Source organism: Weissella cibaria KACC 11862 (assembly GCF_000193635.1).
Classification (GTDB): domain Bacteria; phylum Bacillota; class Bacilli; order Lactobacillales; family Lactobacillaceae; genus Weissella; species Weissella cibaria.
The window spans coordinates 82,032-103,229 of sequence record NZ_AEKT01000009.1 but is presented as its reverse complement, the minus strand read 5'-3'; the positions used below and the strand labels follow the sequence as shown (position 1 = coordinate 103,229).

Genomic DNA, 21,198 nt, shown 5'->3' with positions numbered 1-21,198 from the left:
AGTAAGAGAGTGTATTTTGTAGGTTAGGAAAAGGTATATGAATAAAAAGACAAAAGCAGGTGTGATTGCAGCAGTCGCAGGTGCTATGGGTGTGAGTGGGGTCGCACACATGGATGCTATTAAGCACGCCGTTAAGAAGCAAAGTGATATTACCGCTGAGACAAAAATTCCCGTCTTGTCTAGTTTGCTACAAAGCAAGAAGTCAACAGAAGCACGTGGTGTGACCACAACGTCAGATGTGGCTCGAAAGATTGTGAAGCGCGCTGGGGCAGCGATGCCACAACGTCAGACGCCGGCTAAGCATGCCGCAGCGAAGGCAACGACACCTGCATCAGAGATGCAAGTGGCCTTTAGTTCTGATTCAGCCGCACCAGTCGTAACCGTGGCTGCTTCATCAGAAGCAACGTCAGACTCAGCGACGTCAACTAAGGCCGCTAAGTCAGCAACGACTGAACAAACGGCAGCTGCTAGTTCAGCATCCGATGTTTTGACATCAGTTGCGGCGTCGTCAGCGTCTGAAAAGCGTGCGGCAAGTGTGTCAGCCGCACCAGTAACGCCCGCCGAATCGGCAGCGTTGGAGCAAATGACATCAACAGCGCCTAAGTCAACGGCGACAACGGGGACTTACACGGTGGTCGATGGTGATACGCTTTCAAGTATTGCAGCGGCCAATGGTGTGACCGTAGCTGCTTTGACGGCCGCTAATCCAACTTTGGATTTGGCAATGTTGTCAATTGGCCAAGTGCTAGTTGTGCCAGCAGCCGGGGCGTCAGTAACGCCAGTTGTTGTGGCAAGCTCAGCGGCAACTGAAGGGTCAACAGCTAGTGCTGCCTCATCAGTTGCAACTGCGGCATCATCAGCCGACGCTAACGATACAACGGTTGATAGTGCTGTAGCTACTGATGACACGACGACTGCCGTGGCTAGTTCAGATGTGACATCAACGGCTGCAACTGAGACGACTTTGGCAAGTGCAACGCCTGTCCAACAAGCAGCTGTTTCAGATGCTGTTGCACAATTGACGAGTGTTAACGCATCAGCAGCAGTTGATACGACAACGACGCCCGTGGCAACTTCAGATACGACGTCAGCGGATACTGACACTACGGCAGTAGCACCTGTTCAAACAGCAACCGCTGATACAACAGCCGCAACGCAATCAGTTTACGATCAATTTATCGCAGCTGGTGGAACTGATGCGCTTTGGAACAATATCGTTTTGCCTGAATCAGGTGGTAACCCAGATGCGGTTTCACCAAATGGCTACTTAGGCCTTGGACAAACCAAGAATGCTTGGGGTACCGGTTCAGTTGAAACCCAAACGACGGGGATGTTGAACTACATCAACGATCGTTACGGTTCGATCGACAATGCGATTAATTTCCGCGCACAAAATAACTGGTATTAAAAATAAAAGCACTTCGCATTATGTTGCGGAGTGCTTTTTTGCCGTTAGAATTGGACGATATGTGGTGCTGGTTCGTTGAACCCTGCTTGCAAAATTTCGATAACAGCTAGCATTTGGCTGTCAGAAATCAACTTTGGTGCGTTATTTACGATACTGTCGTAGGCAGCGTCGTAAATGCGGCCGTAGTCACCGTGAATGGTGGGGATGACCTTTTCAATGCGATCACCACTTGGGTTGAAGTAGGTTAATTGGCCATAATCTTGGGGCGCATCATCCCCGAATCCTGGCATACCCGGCATGATGCCAACCTTCAAGTCGTATTCTTGCTGATCGATGTTGTACTTAATGTACGTTCCAGCGGTACCATGCAGCACCCATTTCGGGTAGGCGACCGTCGCGAGTTCAGTTGCTTGGACAGTGGCCTTAAATGCATCTGGGTAGTGGAGGTTCACTTCAAATTGGTCATCTATTTTAGCACCGAGTTCACGAGTTGCCCGCAAGTCGTAGGTCGCACTGGTTGGCTTACCGAACAGGGCAATCATTTGGTCAACTAAGTGAACACCGTGACCGTACCAAGCACCGTCGATGGGACCGCCAGTGGTTGTCGCACTATTAGGTCGATAGTGGTCCATATGCACTTCTAATTCGATTGGTCGGCCCACATAGCCGGCATTTAAGACGTGTTGCAACGTTAAAAAGTCACTGTCAAAGCGTCGATTTTGGAAAGGCATGAAGAATAAGTTGCGTTCGCGAGCGATATCAACTAGTTCTTGCGCCTGGGTTAATGTTTCAACCATCGGCTTGTCCACAATCACATTTTTACCAGCCAAAAGCAATTGGCGGGCAGTGATGTAGTGTGCCGGCGCTGGTGTCACGACTACGACTAAATCGAGGGTGTCATCAGCAAGGATGTCGTTTAAATCAGTTGAGAAAATAGTACCTGTTGCTTCAAGTGCTTGCTGTTCGGCAGGGCGCTTGCCAAGTGTTGGCGTAACAACCCGAGTAATTCGGAACTTGTCTTGCCGTTGCATCAGGTAGGGAATGTGATAACGGTTGGTACTCTTACCAAAACCAACGTAAGCAATATTTAACATAAGATATTTCCCCCTTTACCCCATATTGTGTCCGAACTGCTAGGTGAATGCAAGGAATCATTTGTGAAATGACTGTCGAGGCAGGTGTCCGATATGGTATACTCTACTGAAAGTTAACAACATGAATTAATTGGGGAAGAAAAATGCTCATTAAGCAAGTATTTATTGAAAATGCGGACCAAGCCCAAGACGTCCGTGTGGTTGATGGCAAGTTTGTCGCCATTGCCAATCATTTAGAAGCGGTAGCCGATGAGCAAGTGATCGACGCAGCCGGTAAGTTGATGGTGCCACCATTTGTGGACCCCCATGTCCACTTGGACTCAACCATGACAGCCGGTGACCCAGAATGGAATGAAACAGGGACCTTGTTCGACGGGATTCGCATCTGGTCAGATCGCAAGGAAACGTTGTCACATGAAGATGTGAAGCAACGGGCCATCCAAGCGTTGCGTATTCAAGCAGCTCATGGTTTGCAATTCGTGCGTTCACACGTCGACGTGACGGATCCTAATCTAACGGCCTTAAAGGCGTTGCTGGAAGTTCGTGAAGAAGTAAAGCCATGGATGACATTGCAACTGGTGGCATTTCCACAAGAAGGCATATTGTCATTCCCAAGTGGTAAAGAATTGATGATCAAGGCCGCTGAAATGGGTGTTGATGCAATCGGGGCGATTCCGCACTTTGAATTCACCCGTGAATACTCGGTTGAATCATTGCACTTTGCCTTTGAAGTGGCTCAAAAGTATGGTTTGTTGGTTGATGCCCACACGGATGAAATCGACGATCCAGCTTCACGTGGTTTGGAAACAATGGCGACGTTGGCACTTGAAACGGGTCTCAAGGAAAAAGTGACGGCTTCGCACACCACAGCGATGGGGTCATATAATGATGCCTATGTTTACAAGTTGATGCGTTTGTTGAAGATGGCTGATATCAATTTTGTCTCAAATCCATTGATTAACATGTACCTCGGTGGTCGGTTTGATACCTATCCAAAGCGCCGTGGCTTGACGCGTGTGAAGGAATTGGACGCTGAGGGTATTAACGTGGCCTTTGGTGAAGACGACATTAAGGATCCTTGGTACCCAATGGGTAACGGTAACATGATGGATGTTTTGCACATGGGACTGCATGCAACGCAGATTATGGGTTACACAGAAATCATGAATTCGTACCGCTTTATTACTAAGAATGGTGCGCGTACGATGCAAGTGCAAGACAGTTATGGCATTGAAGTTGGCAAGCCAGCGAACTTCTTGATTTTCAACGCCAAGAACTGGTACGATGCTTTGAACGAACGTGCTGAACTGTTGTATTCCGTTCACAACGGAAATGTCTTGGTCGAAACCAAGCCAGCTGAAGTGACGGTTACATTACCAGAATAAATAGCAGAACGAGGTTTAGCCGATGTGGTTAGACCTCGTTTTTAAATTGGCGTGAGTGTGTCGTGCTTTCGCACGAGGCATGGTGGTTGGGGCGTGACTTCGCCAAAGATTCGCCTGGGTAAACTCCGCCGGCGCGAGCACCGGCTAGCTCCCAAATAATTGTGCTAAGGGTTTGGCTCCCATTTCCTTATCTAACCGGCGGTCGGCCGAACTTGTGAGTTCACCCAGGCGAATCGCTACGTCACGCCCCAACCACCATGCCGGCAGCCGAGATAGTCGTAATTTTATTGCGTTTCATTCATGGGTAAAGCTGGACATAAGTTAACCTTAACGAGGAACAGTGCCTGATTATGAAAGCATCTTGACGGAATCGATAGTAGTCATTACGTATCCGATTGACGTATATTTTGGGGGCAATTTTGGCTGAGATGTGACGGCCCATATTTTTCCGTCAATTTTGGTGAAACAAACAATTAAATCGTAAAAATGCTTGATAATTGAGGATGACTATCGAACAGATAGAGCACATCTTGGCTGCTGGTATGGGGTTTGGGTGGGGTGTTGTGGAGTTCTTGCGGCATTAGTAGGCGTTCGAGGGAGGTAGCGGCACCAAAGAAATCTTAGTGGTTGCGTATTTTGGACTCGCTTCGAGGCCAAAATGGGTAAGCACTTAGATAGATTGGGACCGTGTCCCAGCCTTCTAATGCAGCTAGACGGAGCGACGCCCCACCCAAACCCCATGCCTCGTCGCAACGCGACGACACAGACACAACACAACACAACACAACACAACACACATAACTAACTAACTCTAATAAAGACCACCCCATCAAAAACAGTCGTATAATGCTGTAAGAAAGTAAGCGAAGGGAGGCACGTGCAGATGACACGATTTTCAGAGGACGATACAGAAATGTATTTCTGGCGCCACAAATTGCCAGAACAAATTTACCGTAAAACAAGTTTTGCAAAACTCATGGCGTCGACACCGGAATCAGAAATGAAGGCGTTTGCCCGTGAAATCTTCGATAAACTTCCGCCAGAAGCGCAGCAACGGCAAGAATATGATCAATGGCTGTTAGCCTTGGTTGAAATGTTGCAGCAACCACATCCAGTGCCGGAAGTTATGACCGAGCTGACGACCGGGATGCTGGCGGATGAGACGTTGACGGCTGGGCAAACCGCTGTTTGGCAGAATATGCAAACGACACCATCACCAATTCAAATTGTGACAGGGCGGGCTGGTTCTGGTAAGTCATATATGATGGCGCGCCTAATTCGATTAGCCCAACAACAAGATGTGAACACGTTGTTGATAACACCAACCCACGCTGCAGCGACGAATGCCCGTGGTCTTGTCGAGCGTGCTATTGGTGATTTACTTGACGAACATGAACCGGATTACTTGCTGAAGCCAGTTGACCACGTCACCATTGCGACGGCGACTAGTTTCACATACCGCAATCACGATGCCATGACGGAAATTGCACGGACAGGGCATTTTTTTGAAGATGCTGAGAAGGCCAGTCGGTATCCAACGTATGACCTCATGATTGTTGATGAGGCATTTGCTGCAAATGTGCGGGCGTTAATCGACACGATTCTCTACGGCTTAGCAACTGGGGCGCAAATTCTGCTTGTTGGTGATCCACACCAGCTACCATCAGTCGAGAATGACCCAGTGCCGTTTTTGAACGCGTTGGTGCTGGCGAACTTAGCAAACCAGACGCCGACCCTACAACAAATTAAGCGGGCTAATTCGCCAATTATTGCGACGGTTGCGAATGCTGTGCTAGATGGCGATGTGGCCCAGATTGAAGCACCGACTGAATTAATGCCAGCCGAAGTGTTGCCGGATGTTTTCCTGACGCGGCCTTACACCTTTGTGCCAATGTCAGAAACGGCACTGTTGTTTGTGGTTGAAACGATCAAACGGGCCTTAATCGCTGAACCAGATAAGGAAACCGTGGCGCTCGTACCAACTAACGAACTCCGCAAGCTCATTAATGCAGCTGTGCAGAATGCGTTACTGGATACAGCTGTTTTGCGGACTGAAGTACCACTATGGGTACGTGATGATTTAACGTTATATCCAGGTGACCGTGTTCAAGTGATGCAGACGGTTTACGTGACGAACCAAGCGAGTGGCGCACACGAGAAGGTCCGGATGCGTGGGGGTGACCGTATCACCGTGGTTGATGTGATGCCGGATTACGACATGGTGTTGGTGCAAACTGTTGATACGCCGGATCCGATTTTAGTTGATTTGAACGAAAGCAGTCAGACTGGTTTTAATCCATTTTCGTATGGTCCAAAGTTGGTGAGTGTCCGTGAGAATTTGGATTTGGGGTACGCGACTACGATTCATAAAATTCAAGGATTTACGCTGGATAATGTGTTGGTTGTCTTGCCGATGATTTCAAAGTTCATTACGACCAATTTAATGTATTCGGCAGTAACACGGGCGGCGTCGCATTTAGCAATCGTCGCGTTTCCGGCGGAATTAAAGCAAACATTAGCCAATAAGGTGACACATGATCGCGCAGCTATGCGACGGGTGCAAGGATTGATTGCGTCACAGTAAGGCCATAACATTCATTAGAAATCCGTGTTCGCCATAGAAAACACGGATTTTCTTCTTGTCATACAGAATGTATATCCGGAAAATGGGAGAACCTAAGCAAAAGGCAACTTATTTTTTGTTAATTGCAACAAATCTGTATTTACGTTGTATAATGTTCCATATAAGGGAAATGCTATAAATTTGGTGATATTTTCCGCCCGGTGCGTCTGTTGCATTATGAAAGTGTGAACTTTGTTTGAACAGGCGCGAGATTTTGTAGACGTTCTGTGAAAAAGGCCCAAATATCAGACATCGTTTGTTATTGTGGTAGATGTACAAATAAAAGAATTTTAAATTCAAGAATTCATTAAAGACGGGGAATAAGAATATGAAACTTTTGATGGTCGAGGATAACACGTCCGTTTCAGAAATGATGGGCATGTTCTTTAAGAAGGAAAACTGGGATGCATCATATGCATACGATGGTAACGATGCCGTTGCCATGTTTAACGAAGAGCCAGATGCCTGGGATATGGTTATCTTGGACTTGAACTTGCCTGGTTTGGATGGTATGCAAGTGGCAGTTAAGATTCGTGAAGTCTCAAAGCATGTGCCTATCATCATGTTGACGGCGCGTGACTCAGAGTCTGATCAAGTGCTTGGGTTGGAAATGGGTGCGGACGATTACGTCACGAAGCCATTTAGCCCAATTACATTGATTGCACGTATCAAGGCATTGCACCGTCGTTCAGAAACGGCTGGTCAACCAGCTTCTTCAGAACCACAAGTGCACGAAGATTTCGATGTACAAACACGTACGTTCAAGTTGAACTCAAACACGCGTGAAGCTTACTTGAATGGTAATTTGATTCAAGATTTGACGCCAAAGGAATTTGATTTGTTGCGTGTCTTGGCTAAGAAGCAACGTCAAGTGTTCTCACGTGAGCAATTGTTGCAATTGGTTTGGGATTACGAGTACTTTGGTGACGAGCGTACGGTTGATGCGCACGTTAAGAAGTTGCGCCAAAAGATCGAAAAGGTTGGCCCTCAAGTCATCCAAACGGTTTGGGGTGTTGGTTACAAGTTTGACGATTCTAACGTGACGTCAGATGAAGAATCAGAAGCTTCAGCAAAGGCCTAGTAAGCGCGCGCCAAGACAGTTATACTAGTGGCAGTGGTGCTTACGAAATAAAAAAGAGAGTCAACGAAAGATAACCACGTCGCTTTTGACGTGGTTTTTTGGTAATAACAAATGAAAATGATGTACCAGCAAATGCTGGCCTTCTTCACCGTTATTATGGCAACTTTGGTAATTGTCGGGATTTTGTTTACACAATTTACGACAAAAATGATTGAGGATAATACTTATCATCAATTGAATCGATACGCTGTAGCGGTCGCCGAAGAAGCGATGCGTTTTAAAGCTGATGATGGATCATTTGCGTACTTCGACACGAAGGGGTTGGAGACCGATGCTTCATTGCTTGAACAACAGAATATTAACTTTACGCTCTATAATGCTGACCGGAAATTGGTGTATCCAGAAACGCAAGTGAAGGAAACTGCCAATGTGACAAACGCTGAGTGGGCCCAACTCAAGCAACACAAAATTATCCAGAAGCGTGGTGCAAAGCAAGCTAATCCGGCGGATAACTCAGCGGCTAATACAATGGATGTGATGAAACCGTTCTTTGATAATAAGAATAAGTTAATCGCAGTCGTTGTGACTCGAGCGAATGTATCGACCGTGGCGGATAACTTGGACATGTTACGCAAGAACTTGTTGATTGCCTTCTTGGTATCCGTCGTCGTCGCCGTCATGCTGAGTTTCATTTTGTCGCAGCTGATTGTTAACCGCTTGCGCTTGATTCAGTTGGTTACACGCCGGGTTGCGGGTGGTGATTACACCGCCCAAGTTGAGATGCATCGTCATGACGAAATCGGCGCGTTAGCTGAAGACGTTAATGTGATGACGGCGTCGCTGGCTGCACAAGAGCATGAAATCGAAGAACAAGAAGAGCGCCGTAAAGAATTCATGGCCAATGCTTCGCACGAAATGCGCACGCCGTTGACCACGATTTCAGGAATCGTGGAAGGGCTGCAATATGGTGTCATTCCGGAAGATGAAAAGATGCACTCATACGATTTGATTAAGTCTGAAGCGGATCGTTTGACGCGTCTGGTTAAGGATAATTTGGACTACGAACGTTTGCGTCAAAATAAGGTTGTGTTGAAGAAGAAGGAATTCGACTCAGTACCAGTGATTTCAAACTTGTTGAACCAATTGTCTGGTAAAGCTGATGTGGCGGGCGATGAGTTTAAGTTGAATGCTGACTCACCGGTACCGGTCATTGCTGACCAAGATCGCTTTATTCAAATCATCTTTAATATCGTGAATAACGCGATTCAGTTTACGGAGAACGGTGTAATCACGATTGACGCCTGGCGCGAACCAGGTGAGGCACATTACAAGATTGCGGATACCGGTATTGGGATGACGACTGATCAGGTTGATAAAATCTGGGAACGTTATTACAAAGCGGACCCATCACGAACGAAGAAGGGTGAGTCTGGCTTGGGGATGGCGATTATTCGTCAATTGATTGAAGTCCACGATGGCCAAATTTCAGTTACTTCGGAACCTAATGTAGGGACGACCTTCCATGTGGTAATTCCGGATTCACAAAAAAAGACAGATTAGGACATTGTTGTGCAGAAAAAAGGACCGATTTTTCGGTCCTTTTTTGTTGAATTCAACGCTAATTGACTTACAATTGTTAAGAATTGTTTGTGAAAATAGCACATGATCTATCAGGCGCGAACCCGTTAAACGCCTACATGATAGCGTTTTCAAGAACTTTGCGAAAACGTTTTAAAAAAGTTAGCGAAAAGTGTTGTGCAAACGCTTTCATCATGTTATGATAAATCTCGTTGATAAGTGAACAAAAAATATTTTGATTGTGAAGGAAATTTAAATATGTCAATTTTAATTGCTCTTATTCCAGCGTTGGCATGGGGATCTACTGGTCTAGTTACGACTAAGATGGGTGGAACAGCCGCGCAAGGAACGTTGGGAATGACGTTTGGTGCATTCGTATTCGGAATGTTGACGTTGGGACTATTCGTTGTCCCTCAAGCAGGTGCTGACTTTGCCTTTAACCCACGTATCTGGATTGTTGGATTCGTGTCAGGTTTGTTCTGGGCTGTTGGTACGGCTGGACAATTCGTTGGTTTCAAGAAGTTGGGTGTATCAGTTGGTAACCCACTTTCAACGGCCGGCCAAATTGTGTCAAACGCCTTGATGGCTGCGGCTGTTTTGGGTGAGTGGACGACTGGTCGCATGTGGACGTTTGGTTTGTTGGCCATCGTTGCTGTTGTGGTTGGTGCCGTCTTCACGGCTTTGCCTGACTCAAAGGCGCCAGCTGAAGTTAACCCTGAGCACGACTTCAAGGGTGGCTTGGTTGCTGTTTTGATTTCAACGATTGGTTACATGATGTACTTCGTGTTCCCTAACTTGTTGAACAAGATTGGTTACATTTCAAACTCAGTTCACAACCGTCACGACGGTTTGGATTACATGACTGCGATTGTGGGACCACAATCAATCGGTCAAGTGTTGGGTGCCTTCATCATCGTTATCTTCTTCATGAAGGAAGGTAAGACGATGTTCCAAAAGGGTACTTGGATGAACATTGTAACTGGTTTGGTTTGGGCTTTGGGTAACGTCTTCATGTTTATCTCAACGGCTAACCCAAACATCGGTCAAGCAACTGCTTCAACGTTGTCACAAACGGGTATCATCGTTGGTACGTTCGGTGCCATCTACCTATTGGGTGAGAAGAAGTCAAAGCGTCAAATGGTCTTTATTGTTATCGGAGCGATTTTGGTCGTTATCGGTGCCATTATGATTGCTAAGTTGAAGACTTTGTAAAATTAATGCTGATAAACACCTGCAGAGCATCAAGTTCTGCAGGTGTTTTTTCGCATAATTGACGTATTTTTTCGGTACGATTAGCGTGTGAAAGTACAAAAGGGGGAACTTATGGAAGCTAAGGACTATTTGGCAATTGATATTGGGGGCACACGGATTAAGTATGGTCTCTTAGATCGCGCGGGGACGTTAATCGAAAAGGGGGACGTGGCCACACCAAATGAAACGCTATCTGAATTTGTGGCGACGGTCCGTCAAATTGTGCAAACGTACCGTTTTCGAATTCGTGGGGTCGCGTTTAGTGCGCCCGGCAAGGTGGATCATGGGGATGAGACCATCTATGCAGGGGGTGCTTTGCCATTTTTAGACCAAGTTAATTTGGCTGATGAACTACAACTCGATATCCCAGTGGCCGTTGAAAATGATGGTAAGGCCGCCGCGCTCGCAGAATTGTGGCTCGGAAATTTGACTGGTATTGATAATGGTGCAGCTGTTGTACTGGGCACTGGTGTAGGGGGTGGCTTAATTTTGAACGGCGCCTTGCACACGGGGGCTCATTTTCAAGCCGGTGAATTGAGTTTTATGCATAAGGGCGAGACACGCTTTGACGAAGATTCATACGGGAAAATTGGTTCAGCTGTACAAATGATTGAAACGGTTGCGACGGTTTATGACTTGCCTGATGTAAAAGATGGTCGCGCAGTCTTTGAATTAATCAATTTGCGGGAAGGACCAGCTTGGGATATTTTCAAACGCTATACCGATGATTTGGTATTAATGCTATTAAATATGCAGGCAGTCATTGATGTGCAACGGTTTGTAATTGGTGGTGGGATTACGGCGCAACCGATTGTGGTGGAAACAATTCGTCAGTCTTACGAAGAGATGGTCGCCCGTCGTCCGCAAGTACGTGATGGCTTTACGACACCGGAGATTTTACTAGCGCGCTTTGGTAACGATGCAAATTTGTATGGGGCTTTGTACCATCTGCTACTGCGTCTAAATCACGAAGTATAATCATTCATAATTTTGACACAGTTGGTATAGGCCGTTGATATAAAATAAATGTAAGCGGAATCAGTCAGTATGGTAAAATGAATATCGAGATAGAGTTTATTTTTTGAGACTGTAAGCCGATCAATGAAGGGGACATAAAAATGACGATTACAGTAAATGAACTAGGCACAATGCCTAATGGTGAAGTCGCAAAGCAAATTGTTATTGAAAACGCCAATGGTCACAAGCTTGGCTTGGTATCATGGGGCGCTTCATGGCAATTCTTCCAAACGAAGTCAGGCGAAGAACTTGTCTTGGCTTATAAGGATGCGCAAGGATACTGGGACCACCCATATTTCTTGGGTAATGCAATTGGCCGTGTTGCCGGTCGTATCGATGGGGCATCATTTGAATTGAATGGCAAGACGTTCAATTTGAAGGCCAATGAAGGCTCAAATGCCTTGCACGGTGGGGCTGACAACTTTGCGAACCGCAATTGGGACTTTACGGTTGACGAGGCTGCTGGTTCAGTGACATTTACAACCACAATGACGGAAGCAATTGATAACTTCCCAGGTACGATGCCAACATCATTGACGTACACGTTCAATGATAATGACGAGGTGAGTTTGACGTTCGCCGCTGAGTCGGATGAAGATACGTTGTACAACCCAACGTCACACGCATATTTCAACCCAGCCGGTATTGACACGGATGCCCGCGAATTGCACTTGCAATTGGCATCACCACGTCATTTGGAATTCCGCGCAGATCAAATTCCAACGGGAAAGTTGTTGGAAACAGCTGGTACGCCGTTCGACTTCCAAGCGGGTGCTAAGATTGGTGACCAAATCGCAAAGATGAATGGCGCATATGATGCTAAGTTTGACGATGCCTTTGAGTTGGTTTACGACGCTGGCACACCATCTGCTATTTTGACAGATGAAAAGTCAGGTCGTGCAATCGAAATGACGACGGATCGTAATGCCGTTATTTTCTTCATTACGAATCCTGCTGTTGCTGATCACGAGGGTGACCGTGAGTGGTTTGATGCGAACCCATATAATGCAGTTGCGTTGGAAGCACAAACATTGTCTGATGCAATCCACCACCCAGAGTTTGGTGATATTGTTTTGCCAGCCGGTGAAAAGCGTTCATACACGACGACATACGCGTTTAAGAACTTGTAAGCTGAAAAGCGGGCATTGGTTTGACTGGTGCCCGCTTTTTGCTGGATTGGGGAGTAATTTGGTTGGGTAAGATGCCTAAACTTTTTTAAAACTAGCGTAAAAATCTAGATAACGTAATCGCTTTCAAGATTTTTTAGGAAGTGTTATAATTGGTCTATACCAAAAGCTATTAGGGGAAAACGAGGTAAGAATTTATGACGACGTTGACGTTTGACACATCAAAGTTGGCCGATTTTGTTGGTGAACAAGAATTAGGGATGATGCAACCATTGGTGACGGTTGCGGACCAAATGTTGCGCGATGGATCAGGGGCTGGCGCAGCTTATACAGATTGGCTACACTTGCCAACTGAGTACGACAAGGATGAATTTGCACGTATTCAGGCGGCAGCTAAGAAGATTCAATCTGACTCTAAGGTGTTGGTTGTCATCGGAATTGGAGGATCATACTTGGGTGCACGTGCAGCCATTGATTTCTTGAACGATTACTTCAATAACTACTACGGGGATGATGAGCGTGACTTCCCACAAGTGTTGTTTGCTGGAAACTCAATTGCACCAGCTTACTTGAACAGTTTGATTAAGGTCATTGGCGACCGTGACTTCTCAGTTAACGTGATTTCAAAGTCAGGAACAACGACTGAGCCAGCCATTGCCTTCCGTGTCTTTAAGCAAATGTTGGAAGAAAAGTATGGTGTTGAAGGTGCTCGTGAGCGTATTTACGCCACGACTGATGCTAAGCGTGGGGCTTTGAAGACGTTGGCTGATGCAGAAGGTTACGAAGAATTTGTTGTGCCTGATGGTGTTGGTGGTCGCTTCTCAGTTTTGACGGCTGTTGGTTTGTTGCCAATCGCTGCTGCTGGTGGTGATATCGAACAATTGATGGCTGGTGCCGCTGCCGGGGAAGCAGCTTACGCCGATGCTGATTTGACGAAGAACCCAGCATACCAATATGCTGCATACCGTAACATCTTGTACCGCAAGGGTTATACGACAGAATTGTTGATTAACTATGATCCAACTTTGGTTCAAATCGGTGAATGGTGGAAGCAATTGCAAGGTGAGTCAGAAGGTAAGGATGGCAAGGGCATCTTCCCAGCAACCGGAAACTTCTCAACAGACTTGCACTCATTTGGACAATACATCCAAGACGGTCGTCGCAACTTGTTTGAGACGTTGTTGCGCGTGACTGAACCAGTTTCAGACGTTGTGATTCCAGAAACAGACGCTGACGATGGTTTGGGTTATTTGCAAGGTGAGACCATGAGTTATGTGAACCGCACAGCTTCAGAAGGAACATTGTTGGCTCACGTTGACGGTGGCGTACCAAACATGATTGTTGAGCTTGATAAGCAAAACGAATTCGCTTTGGGACAAATGATTTACTTCTTTGAAGTTGCGGTAGCCATTTCTGGTTACTTGAACGGCATTAATCCATTTGACCAACCAGGTGTTGAAGCATACAAGCGCAACATGTTTGGTTTGTTGGGCAAGCCTGGCTACGAAGAGTTGACGGCTGAATTGAAGGCCCGTTTGTAAGAGATAGAAGTTAATGACGGAGAACTGCTTTGGTGGTTCTTCGTTTTTTAGTCGGTGGTTAGTGTCGACGCGTTGCGTCGACGCCTGAAAGCGCGGGACTATCTCCGACAAAGTTCAAATTGGGGCAACCGAATGGCGCGGACGCCATTCAGCGGGGCAAATAATTCCCCCTAATCCTTTAAGTCCTGCAGGAATTCTCCGAATAGCGCCGGCCATGCGGCATGTTGCCCCAATTTGAACGCTCCGATAGCCCCACACTTTCATGCTAGCAGCCGAGAGGTTCTGGTCTGTTATGGATGTACATCTACCGGAAAAACAAGTTAGCAGTTTAACTTAGTATTATGTGGTGGATGACTATCAAAGAAACAGAGGATTGCTTGGTTGCTGTGGCCTGCCCCGCCGAGCGTTTAGACCCAAGTGGACCTTGACCAGTGGGTGTGGGTTCTTAGCGGGTTTCCCGCTTAGAGCCACGAGGAGGTAAAGGTGTACGCTGCAACGCAGTGGATGCCGCTCCCCACAGGTCATGGTCTACTTGGGTTAGCGAGCCGAAAGAAGGGGCAGGCCACTCCGACCGGTAGGGCGGACACAACCCATAACCCAACTTTTTCCGAATAAAAAAGCACGCAATACTAGTTTTTAGACAAAAACTCTGCTAATATAATTCAGAAAGACATAAATCTAGGAGAATTCAATCATGGCAACTATTGGTATGAATGACTTGAAGACTGGTTTGACGATCGAGTACAACCAATCAATCTGGCGTGTGTTGGAGTTCCAACACGTTAAGCCTGGTAAGGGAGCAGCCTTTGTGCGTTCAAAGTTGAAGAACTTGCGTACGGGTGCTGTTAACGAAATCACTTTCCGTCCTGGTGACAAGTTCGAAACAGCTAACATCGAGACGACTGAAATGCAATACTTGTATGCTGAAGGTGACCAACACGTCTTCATGGATAACGAAACTTACGAACAAGTTTCAATCCCTGCTGACAAGATCCAAGATGCTTTGAAGTTCTTGTTGGAAAACATGAACGTTAAGATCACGACTTACGAGGGTGAAATCTTGGACGTTGAATTGCCTAAGACTGTTGAGTTGACTGTTAAGGAAACGCAACCAGGTATCAAGGGTGCTACTGCTAACGGTGGTGGTAAGCCTGCAACGATGGAGACTGGATTGGTTATCACTGTTCCTGACTTCATCAACGAAGGTGACAAGTTGGTTGTTAACACTGACAACGGTGGATCATACACGTCACGTGCCTAGTTTTAATTAGTAAAATCAGGTATAATAAACATACTGTTGAAAGCGCCGACCGGCAGCCGGCCGGCGCTTTCATTTTGAAGGAGGATAGTTCCATGGCAGAAGAAACCATTGTATTGGCGCACCCAAGCGACATTTCAGGTGAGACGCGTGTTAACACGCGCGTGCTTGAGATTATCGCCGGCTTGGCAGCGCAAGAAGTTGAAGGTGTTGCCCGCTTGCGTGGTTCATTGTCTGAGCGTGCTCAAGAAGCCTTTGGTCGTCGTATGCACGGTAAGGGCGTTGAATTGAAGCAAGGCGAAGCAGGATTAGAAGTAAATGTTTACGTTTACTTGAACTACGGCGTTAGCGTGCCTAAGGTTGCCCACGCAATCCAAGAGCGTGTCACTTCACAAGTAGCCGCAATGACTGAATTGCAAGTTACCTTGGTAAACGTACACGTACAAGGTGTTGTTTCAACAAAGCCAACGTTGACCGTTGACCCAAACAACTTGTTTGGCGATGACGACGATACGGAAGGGACTGAAGCATAATGGCATCATTGAACCGACACCAATTACGACAAGCCGCATTCCAATCTGTTTTCGGATTGGCAATGAATCCAGATGCGCAAGTCGAGGCAGTTGTCCAACAAGTATTAGATGGGGATCCAGAAATTACTTGGGAAGATGAACTACCAACGGATTTGTTGGACATGGTTAACGGTATCGTTGATCACCAAGATGAATTCGATTTGACGATTTCAGAATACTTAGCCGATGGTTGGACGATTGATCGTTTGAACTTGGCCGACGTCGTATTAATGCGTGTTGCAATGTACGAAGTAAAGTATGCTGAAACGCCAGCTAAGATTGCCGTTAATGAGGCTTTGCAATTGGCCCACGACTTTACAGATGATGCATCTCGTAAGTTCATTAACGGAATTTTGAACAAAGCCTTGACTCCTGGTGAGTAGGGCTGTATAGTATATATCTGTTAAGAAATAAAGTAACAGCGGACCTGTTGTTCACCTTGGCGAGTAAACTCGTCGGGTAAATCACTCATTATTGATTGATGATGAATGGCGGGTTATCGTGTGTCGCGATGACCCGCTTTTACTTTATTTCAAGTTTTTTCGGAGGTAAGGACCATAGCAAACGCGCGCCAACCACAACAACAACAAGATTTGATTAATGATCGCATTCGTGCTCGCGAAGTACGTTTGATCACTGATGATGGTGATCAAGGTATTATGTCTAAGGCAGACGCCCAGGCAATCGCAGATGAGCAAGAGTTGGATTTGGTATTGGTTCAGGCTAATGCCAAGCCACCAGTTGCTAAGATTATGGATTACGGAAAGTTCCGTTTCGATAGTCAAAAGAAGCAACGCGAACAACGTAAGAACCAAAAAATCGTCAGCATCAAGGAAGTTCGCTTGAGCCCAACGATTGATGACAATGACTTTAATACTAAGAAGAAGAACGCAGTTAAGTTCTTGGAGAAGGGTAACAAGGTTAAGGTTTCAATCCGTTTCCGCGGACGTGCTATCACGCACAAGGAAATTGGGCGTGAAGTGATGGACCGATTTGCAACTGATCTAGAGGAAATTGCAAAAGTTGAATCTAGAGCAAAGATGGAAGGGCGCAGCATGTTTATGGTGCTTGCACCCAAGGAAACTAAGTAATTAAACCAGTTTGGAGGACATATCAATGCCTAAGTTTAAGACACACCGCGCTTCAGCAAAGCGTTTTAAGAAGACTGCTAACGGTGGTTTGAAGTCAGGTAACGCCTTTACGTCACACCGTTTCCACGGTAAGACTAAGAAGCAGCGCCGTCAACTACGTGGAACTTCAATGATGAACAACACGACGTTGAAGACTTACGTTCACATGTTGAGCCGTTAATTTAAAGCTTTTACTTTAAGTTTTAATCGGTTCCGAATTATATTTTAGAAATTACTGGAGGAAATACCCATGCGAGTTAAGGGTGGTACTGTTACGCGCGCACGTCGCAAGAAGATGATCAAGTTGGCCAAGGGTTACCGTGGTCAACGTCACATCAACTACAAGGTTGCTAAGCAACAAGTTTGGAAGTCATGGTTCTATGCATTCCGTGACCGTAAGCAAACGAAGCGCAACTTCCGTAAGTTGTGGATTGCACGTATTAACGCTGCAGCACGTATGAACGGTTTGTCATACTCACGTTTCATGAACGGTTTGTCATTGATGGGTTCAACTTTGAACCGTAAGATGTTGGCCGACTTGGCAGTTTCAGACTTTGAAGCATTCTCAGCTTTGGCTGAAGCTTCAAAGAAGGCTTTGGCAGACAACGGTCAAGTTGTTCGCGAAGCTACTGCAGCTACTTCAGAGAAGGGTGTTAAGATTAACGCCGCTGCTCCTAAGGCTGCTAAGAAGGTTGTTTCATCAGAGAAGCCTTCAGACAAGAACACTGTTGCTGAAATCAAGGCATACTTGTCAGCTAACGGTATCGACTTCCCAGCTTCTGCAAAGAAGGCTGAGTTGTTGGCATTGGTTTAATGCTTAGTAAAACACGCGCTGAACGATAAGTTCATTGCGTGTTTTTTGTTTACACTAATTTTGTCGGTACAAATCCGAATTGGTATAGTTACAACTATTTCATCGATGGCTAAAGGTGGTTAAGTTGTATTTGGAGATCTAACGTGTAGTACAGCGGATTCTTCAATATTATGGGCATTGTTGGTTTTAAGGAATGGCGCAACGATTGCTGTTGTTATCCACAATGAAATTTTACTTATAATAAATGCGGACGTAGCCTGTGGAGAACTTTGAAGTTCTCTATTTTTTTGCACAAAATTTGCTAGTTTAGGATGCATTGTTCGTTTATTAAAGTGTCCTATACCAATTTCTGTGGATAAAACGTGTATAACTAGGAAAAATGTCGCATATTATCGAAAACCTGGTATTATAATATACGTCGTTTAAAACGAAATTAAAAAGCCCTCGGGTGGATAAGGGCACGCAATTTGCGTGTAACCTAATATAAGGAAGTAGGTAGTTTAGAATGGTATCTAAGAAAGTTATGATTGGTGGCGCTGTATTGGTTGTGTTGGCCGGAGGTGCCTATGCATTATCAGCCTCACACACGAGCGCAAGCAAGAATGATTTTTCACTCGCAATGGTTTCAGATGAAGGTGGTAATATTTCAGATCACTCATTCACGGAAATTTCTTGGAAGGGTGTGAAGAGTTGGGGAGAATCACACGATTTGAAGAAGGGTAAGGGTGGCTACGACTACTTCCTTTCAAAGACTCAGGCTGACTTTGATACAAACTTCCAACAAGCACAAGCTGCTAAGTTCTCGATGATTGCTGGTATCGGGTTTAACTTGCAAAATTCACTTGAAAAGGCGGCTAAGCAAAATCCAGATACAAAGTACGCTTTGGTGGATGCGCAAGCTAACCCAAAGTTGAAGAACGTCACATCATTGATGTTTAAGTCAGAACAATCATCATACTTGGCTGGTGTTGCTGCCGCGATGCAAGCGAAGGCTGAAGGTACGGATACAATCGGCTTTATTGGTGGTCAATATGGCCCTGTGGTTGGTCGTTTTGAATACGGATTCCGTCAAGGTGTGGCTTCAGTTGATAAGAACATGAAGGTAAGTTCAATTTATGCCGCCTCATATTCAGATGCGGCGAAGGGAACCTTGATTGCAAACACCATGATGGCTAAGAACATCAAGGTAATCTTCCACGTTGCCGGTGGAGTTGGTAACGGTGCGTTCACGGCTGTTAAGAGCCACAACCAAGCCTTGAAGTCAGACCAACTGGCCAAGGAAAAAGTTTGGATGATTGGTGTTGATATCGACCAGACACCACAAGGCGCTTACAAGACGGCTGATGGCAAGAAGGATAACTTTACCTTGACGTCATCGTTGACTGAAGTTGGTAACGGTTTGAAGAACGCGGCTAACGATGCCATGAAGGATAAGTTCCAAGGTGGTAAGACGGTTTGGTACGGTATTAAGGATGGTGGTGTTGGTGTCATCACATCAAACATGCCAGCCGATGAAAAGAAGGCTGTTACGGCCGACCAAAAGAAGATTGAAGACGGTTCAATCAGCTTGAAGTACACAGGTCAGTACGATGCGCCAAAGGCTAATCGCACATCATTAACAAACTAATAGATTATCAAACGTGCGAGGTTGTTTTAGCCTGGCACGTTTTTTAATGTAACTATGTGTTTCCAGTCTACTTCTCCAAAAACGTGTGGTACGATATGGGTAAATTGAGATCGGGGGATAATCTCATGGGACAACCAATTAAGTTAGGACAAAATGATTTTGAAGCAGTTTATGATTTATATCGATATGCTTTTCATAAAGAGCCACGAGGCGGTAAGGATGCACTACGCTATTTCTTTGGTCAAACAATTGCATATGGGGAGTTTGATGCACAACAGTTAACGAGTCAGGTGACGCAAATACCATTCCAAGTCAATTGGGGTGAACAATTGCTAAATGCAAACGGCATTGGTAATGTCAGTAGTTATCCAGAATATCGGGGTGACGGCGCAGCTTCACGTATTATGATGGTGGCACTACAAGAAGCGTATGAACGGGGTGACATCTTAAGCTATTTGGCACCATTTTCGTATGGCTTTTACGGCCGATTTGGGTACGCGCAAGCTTTTGATCGGCTACATCTCAGCTGGTCGGCGGAACATTTTCCACAGGGAAAGCGTCGTGGCGGGACAATCACACGGATGGCGTTTGATGAGGCGCAAGCTTTGATGGATGCCGTTTATGAGCGGGCCCCTCAGATGAAGCGAGGCGGGATTGAACGGGAAAACTGGTGGTGGGACTATTATTTTATGATGAAAACACCACATACCCAAGTTGTAATCTACCGGGATGACGATCACGAAACGCAAGGGTACGTGATGTACGAGTTCGTGGGGGAAACCTTTAAAATTCGTGAATGGGTCACTTTGACGACGGATGCATTGCTAAGTACGACCCGTTTTATCGGAAGTCATGCTGGTGCATTTAGTCGCTTCGAGTATGAAGCACCTGTCAGTGATTTGAACGAGCTCCCGGTGCTGCAACTCATGCCTGAACCACAGTATGAGGCCCGCGTTGTACCCTACATGCAGGCGCGAATTGTCAATTTGCCAGCTTTTGTGCAAGCACTTGATATCATGTTGCCAACAGAAGTTGTGTTTAATGTCACTGATGAAACTGCACCGTGGAATGGTGGTCGTTTTGAATTACGTGGTGGTGAGCTGACGCGGGTAGTGCAGTCAGAAGCACCGGCAATCACTGGTTCAATCCAAGCGTTTACGCAATGGCTAATGGGCTATCGGTCGTTAGATAATTTGTTGTTAACCGGTGATTTAACGACAGCTGATGCGAAAACGTTTAGCCTGCTACAAGCACAATTACCAAAGCAAAAGCCGGTGCTAGCTGATTATTTTTAACTATTAATAAAGGCCTGTGATAGATAATCACAGGTCTTTTTTTACTTAATATGAAAAAACAATTATAAAAGTGTTGACATTATTCTAATGTAATTCTAATATATTATTTGTTCCAGCGTTGAAGAGATGAGTACGAACAACAGCTATTAGCCAGAGAGTCGGCATTTGGTGAGAGTCGATAATAGCGTTGCTTGGAATAATGGTCTCGGAGTGGTTGTAAAGATGAGCTAGTAAGGTAAGTTTTTGCCGGGTGCGCCCGTTATTGCGCAACGATATATCCAATTTGATTTGGCGTATTGTGAGGTTAGGATAATCTAACAAACTCGGGTGGTACCACGGTGAAAAGTCGTCCCGTAAGTCTGTGCAGTTGCATGGGCTTACGGGATTTTTTGTTTAA

General features: G+C 45.8%; 18 protein-coding genes, 1 pseudogene and 1 other annotated feature. Of the genes and pseudogenes, 18 read left to right on the top strand and 1 reads right to left on the bottom strand.

Annotated features, from left to right (window positions below):
* Positions 1-37 precede the first annotated feature (37 nt).
* Complete coding sequence (locus ESE_RS12420) at positions 38-1,408, top strand: LysM peptidoglycan-binding domain-containing protein (protein WP_010370158.1); 1,371 nt, start codon at positions 38-40, stop codon at positions 1,406-1,408.
* 44 nt (positions 1,409-1,452) lie between these two features.
* On the opposite strand, the gene ESE_RS0101585 is transcribed toward ESE_RS12420, so the two are convergent.
* Complete coding sequence (locus ESE_RS0101585; protein ID WP_010370155.1) at positions 1,453-2,502, bottom strand: oxidoreductase; 1,050 nt, start codon at positions 2,500-2,502, stop codon at positions 1,453-1,455.
* A gap of 143 nt (positions 2,503-2,645) precedes the next feature.
* Here ESE_RS0101585 and codA point away from each other — a divergent pair, with 143 nt between their 5' ends.
* The 17 genes and pseudogenes from codA (at position 2,646) to ESE_RS0101505 (ending at position 20,801) form a co-directional block, all read left to right on the top strand.
* A complete protein-coding gene (codA, locus tag ESE_RS0101580; protein WP_010370153.1) occupies positions 2,646-3,887 on the top strand; it encodes a cytosine deaminase in 1,242 nt (413 codons plus the stop codon).
* A gap of 883 nt (positions 3,888-4,770) precedes the next feature.
* The gene (locus ESE_RS0101575; protein ID WP_010370150.1) at positions 4,771-6,471 is read left to right on the top strand and encodes an ATP-dependent DNA helicase; all 1,701 of its coding nucleotides are present in this window, start codon (positions 4,771-4,773) and stop codon (positions 6,469-6,471) included.
* Positions 6,472-6,838: 367 nt separating this feature from the next.
* A complete protein-coding gene (locus ESE_RS0101570) occupies positions 6,839-7,591 on the top strand; it encodes a response regulator transcription factor (RefSeq protein WP_010370148.1) in 753 nt (250 codons plus the stop codon).
* A gap of 111 nt (positions 7,592-7,702) precedes the next feature.
* On the top strand, positions 7,703-9,151 hold the full coding sequence (locus ESE_RS0101565) for a sensor histidine kinase (protein ID WP_010370145.1): 1,449 nt from the start codon (positions 7,703-7,705) through the stop codon (positions 9,149-9,151).
* Positions 9,152-9,427: 276 nt separating this feature from the next.
* A complete protein-coding gene (locus ESE_RS0101560; protein ID WP_010370141.1) occupies positions 9,428-10,381 on the top strand; it encodes a GRP family sugar transporter in 954 nt (317 codons plus the stop codon).
* A 111-nt stretch (positions 10,382-10,492) separates the two neighbouring features.
* Entirely contained in the window at positions 10,493-11,398 is a 906-nt protein-coding gene (locus ESE_RS0101555; RefSeq protein ID WP_010370139.1) for an ROK family protein, read from the top strand.
* A 140-nt stretch (positions 11,399-11,538) separates the two neighbouring features.
* Positions 11,539-12,567, top strand: coding sequence for an aldose epimerase family protein (locus tag ESE_RS0101550; RefSeq protein ID WP_010370136.1), 1,029 nt, complete (start codon positions 11,539-11,541; stop codon positions 12,565-12,567).
* A 194-nt stretch (positions 12,568-12,761) separates the two neighbouring features.
* Positions 12,762-14,105: a glucose-6-phosphate isomerase gene (locus ESE_RS0101545; protein ID WP_010370133.1), complete on the top strand. Its 1,344-nt coding sequence runs from the start codon at positions 12,762-12,764 to the stop codon at positions 14,103-14,105.
* Positions 14,106-14,799: 694 nt separating this feature from the next.
* Positions 14,800-15,366 (top strand): elongation factor P, encoded by a 567-nt coding sequence (gene efp / locus ESE_RS0101540; protein ID WP_010370129.1) that lies wholly within the window; start codon positions 14,800-14,802, stop codon positions 15,364-15,366.
* 92 nt (positions 15,367-15,458) lie between these two features.
* Positions 15,459-15,896 (top strand): Asp23/Gls24 family envelope stress response protein, encoded by a 438-nt coding sequence (locus tag ESE_RS0101535; protein WP_010370125.1) that lies wholly within the window; start codon positions 15,459-15,461, stop codon positions 15,894-15,896.
* A complete protein-coding gene (gene nusB, locus ESE_RS0101530) occupies positions 15,896-16,318 on the top strand; it encodes a transcription antitermination factor NusB (protein WP_010370123.1) in 423 nt (140 codons plus the stop codon). Before ESE_RS0101535 ends, nusB begins: the two co-directional genes overlap by 1 nt.
* A gap of 210 nt (positions 16,319-16,528) precedes the next feature.
* Positions 16,529-17,026 carry a translation initiation factor IF-3 gene (gene infC / locus ESE_RS0101525; RefSeq protein WP_010370121.1) on the top strand — a complete coding sequence of 166 codons (498 nt, stop codon included), beginning with the start codon at positions 16,529-16,531 and terminating at the stop codon, positions 17,024-17,026.
* 25 nt (positions 17,027-17,051) lie between these two features.
* Positions 17,052-17,246 carry a 50S ribosomal protein L35 gene (rpmI, locus tag ESE_RS0101520; protein WP_003608101.1) on the top strand — a complete coding sequence of 65 codons (195 nt, stop codon included), beginning with the start codon at positions 17,052-17,054 and terminating at the stop codon, positions 17,244-17,246.
* Positions 17,247-17,315: 69 nt separating this feature from the next.
* A pseudogene (rplT, locus tag ESE_RS0101515) lies at positions 17,316-17,729 on the top strand (50S ribosomal protein L20); the annotation flags it as partial.
* Positions 17,724-17,879: a HeH/LEM domain-containing protein gene (locus ESE_RS12520; RefSeq protein ID WP_223824476.1), complete on the top strand. Its 156-nt coding sequence runs from the start codon at positions 17,724-17,726 to the stop codon at positions 17,877-17,879. The pseudogene rplT and the gene ESE_RS12520, both read left to right, overlap by 6 nt.
* Positions 17,880-18,384: 505 nt before the next feature.
* Positions 18,385-19,506 carry a BMP family lipoprotein gene (locus ESE_RS0101510; protein WP_010370113.1) on the top strand — a complete coding sequence of 374 codons (1,122 nt, stop codon included), beginning with the start codon at positions 18,385-18,387 and terminating at the stop codon, positions 19,504-19,506.
* Between the two features lie 125 nt (positions 19,507-19,631).
* Positions 19,632-20,801 carry a GNAT family N-acetyltransferase gene (locus tag ESE_RS0101505; protein ID WP_010370108.1) on the top strand — a complete coding sequence of 390 codons (1,170 nt, stop codon included), beginning with the start codon at positions 19,632-19,634 and terminating at the stop codon, positions 20,799-20,801.
* A gap of 109 nt (positions 20,802-20,910) precedes the next feature.
* Positions 20,911-21,158, top strand: a binding site (T-box leader).
* The last annotated feature ends 40 nt before the right edge of the window (positions 21,159-21,198 follow it).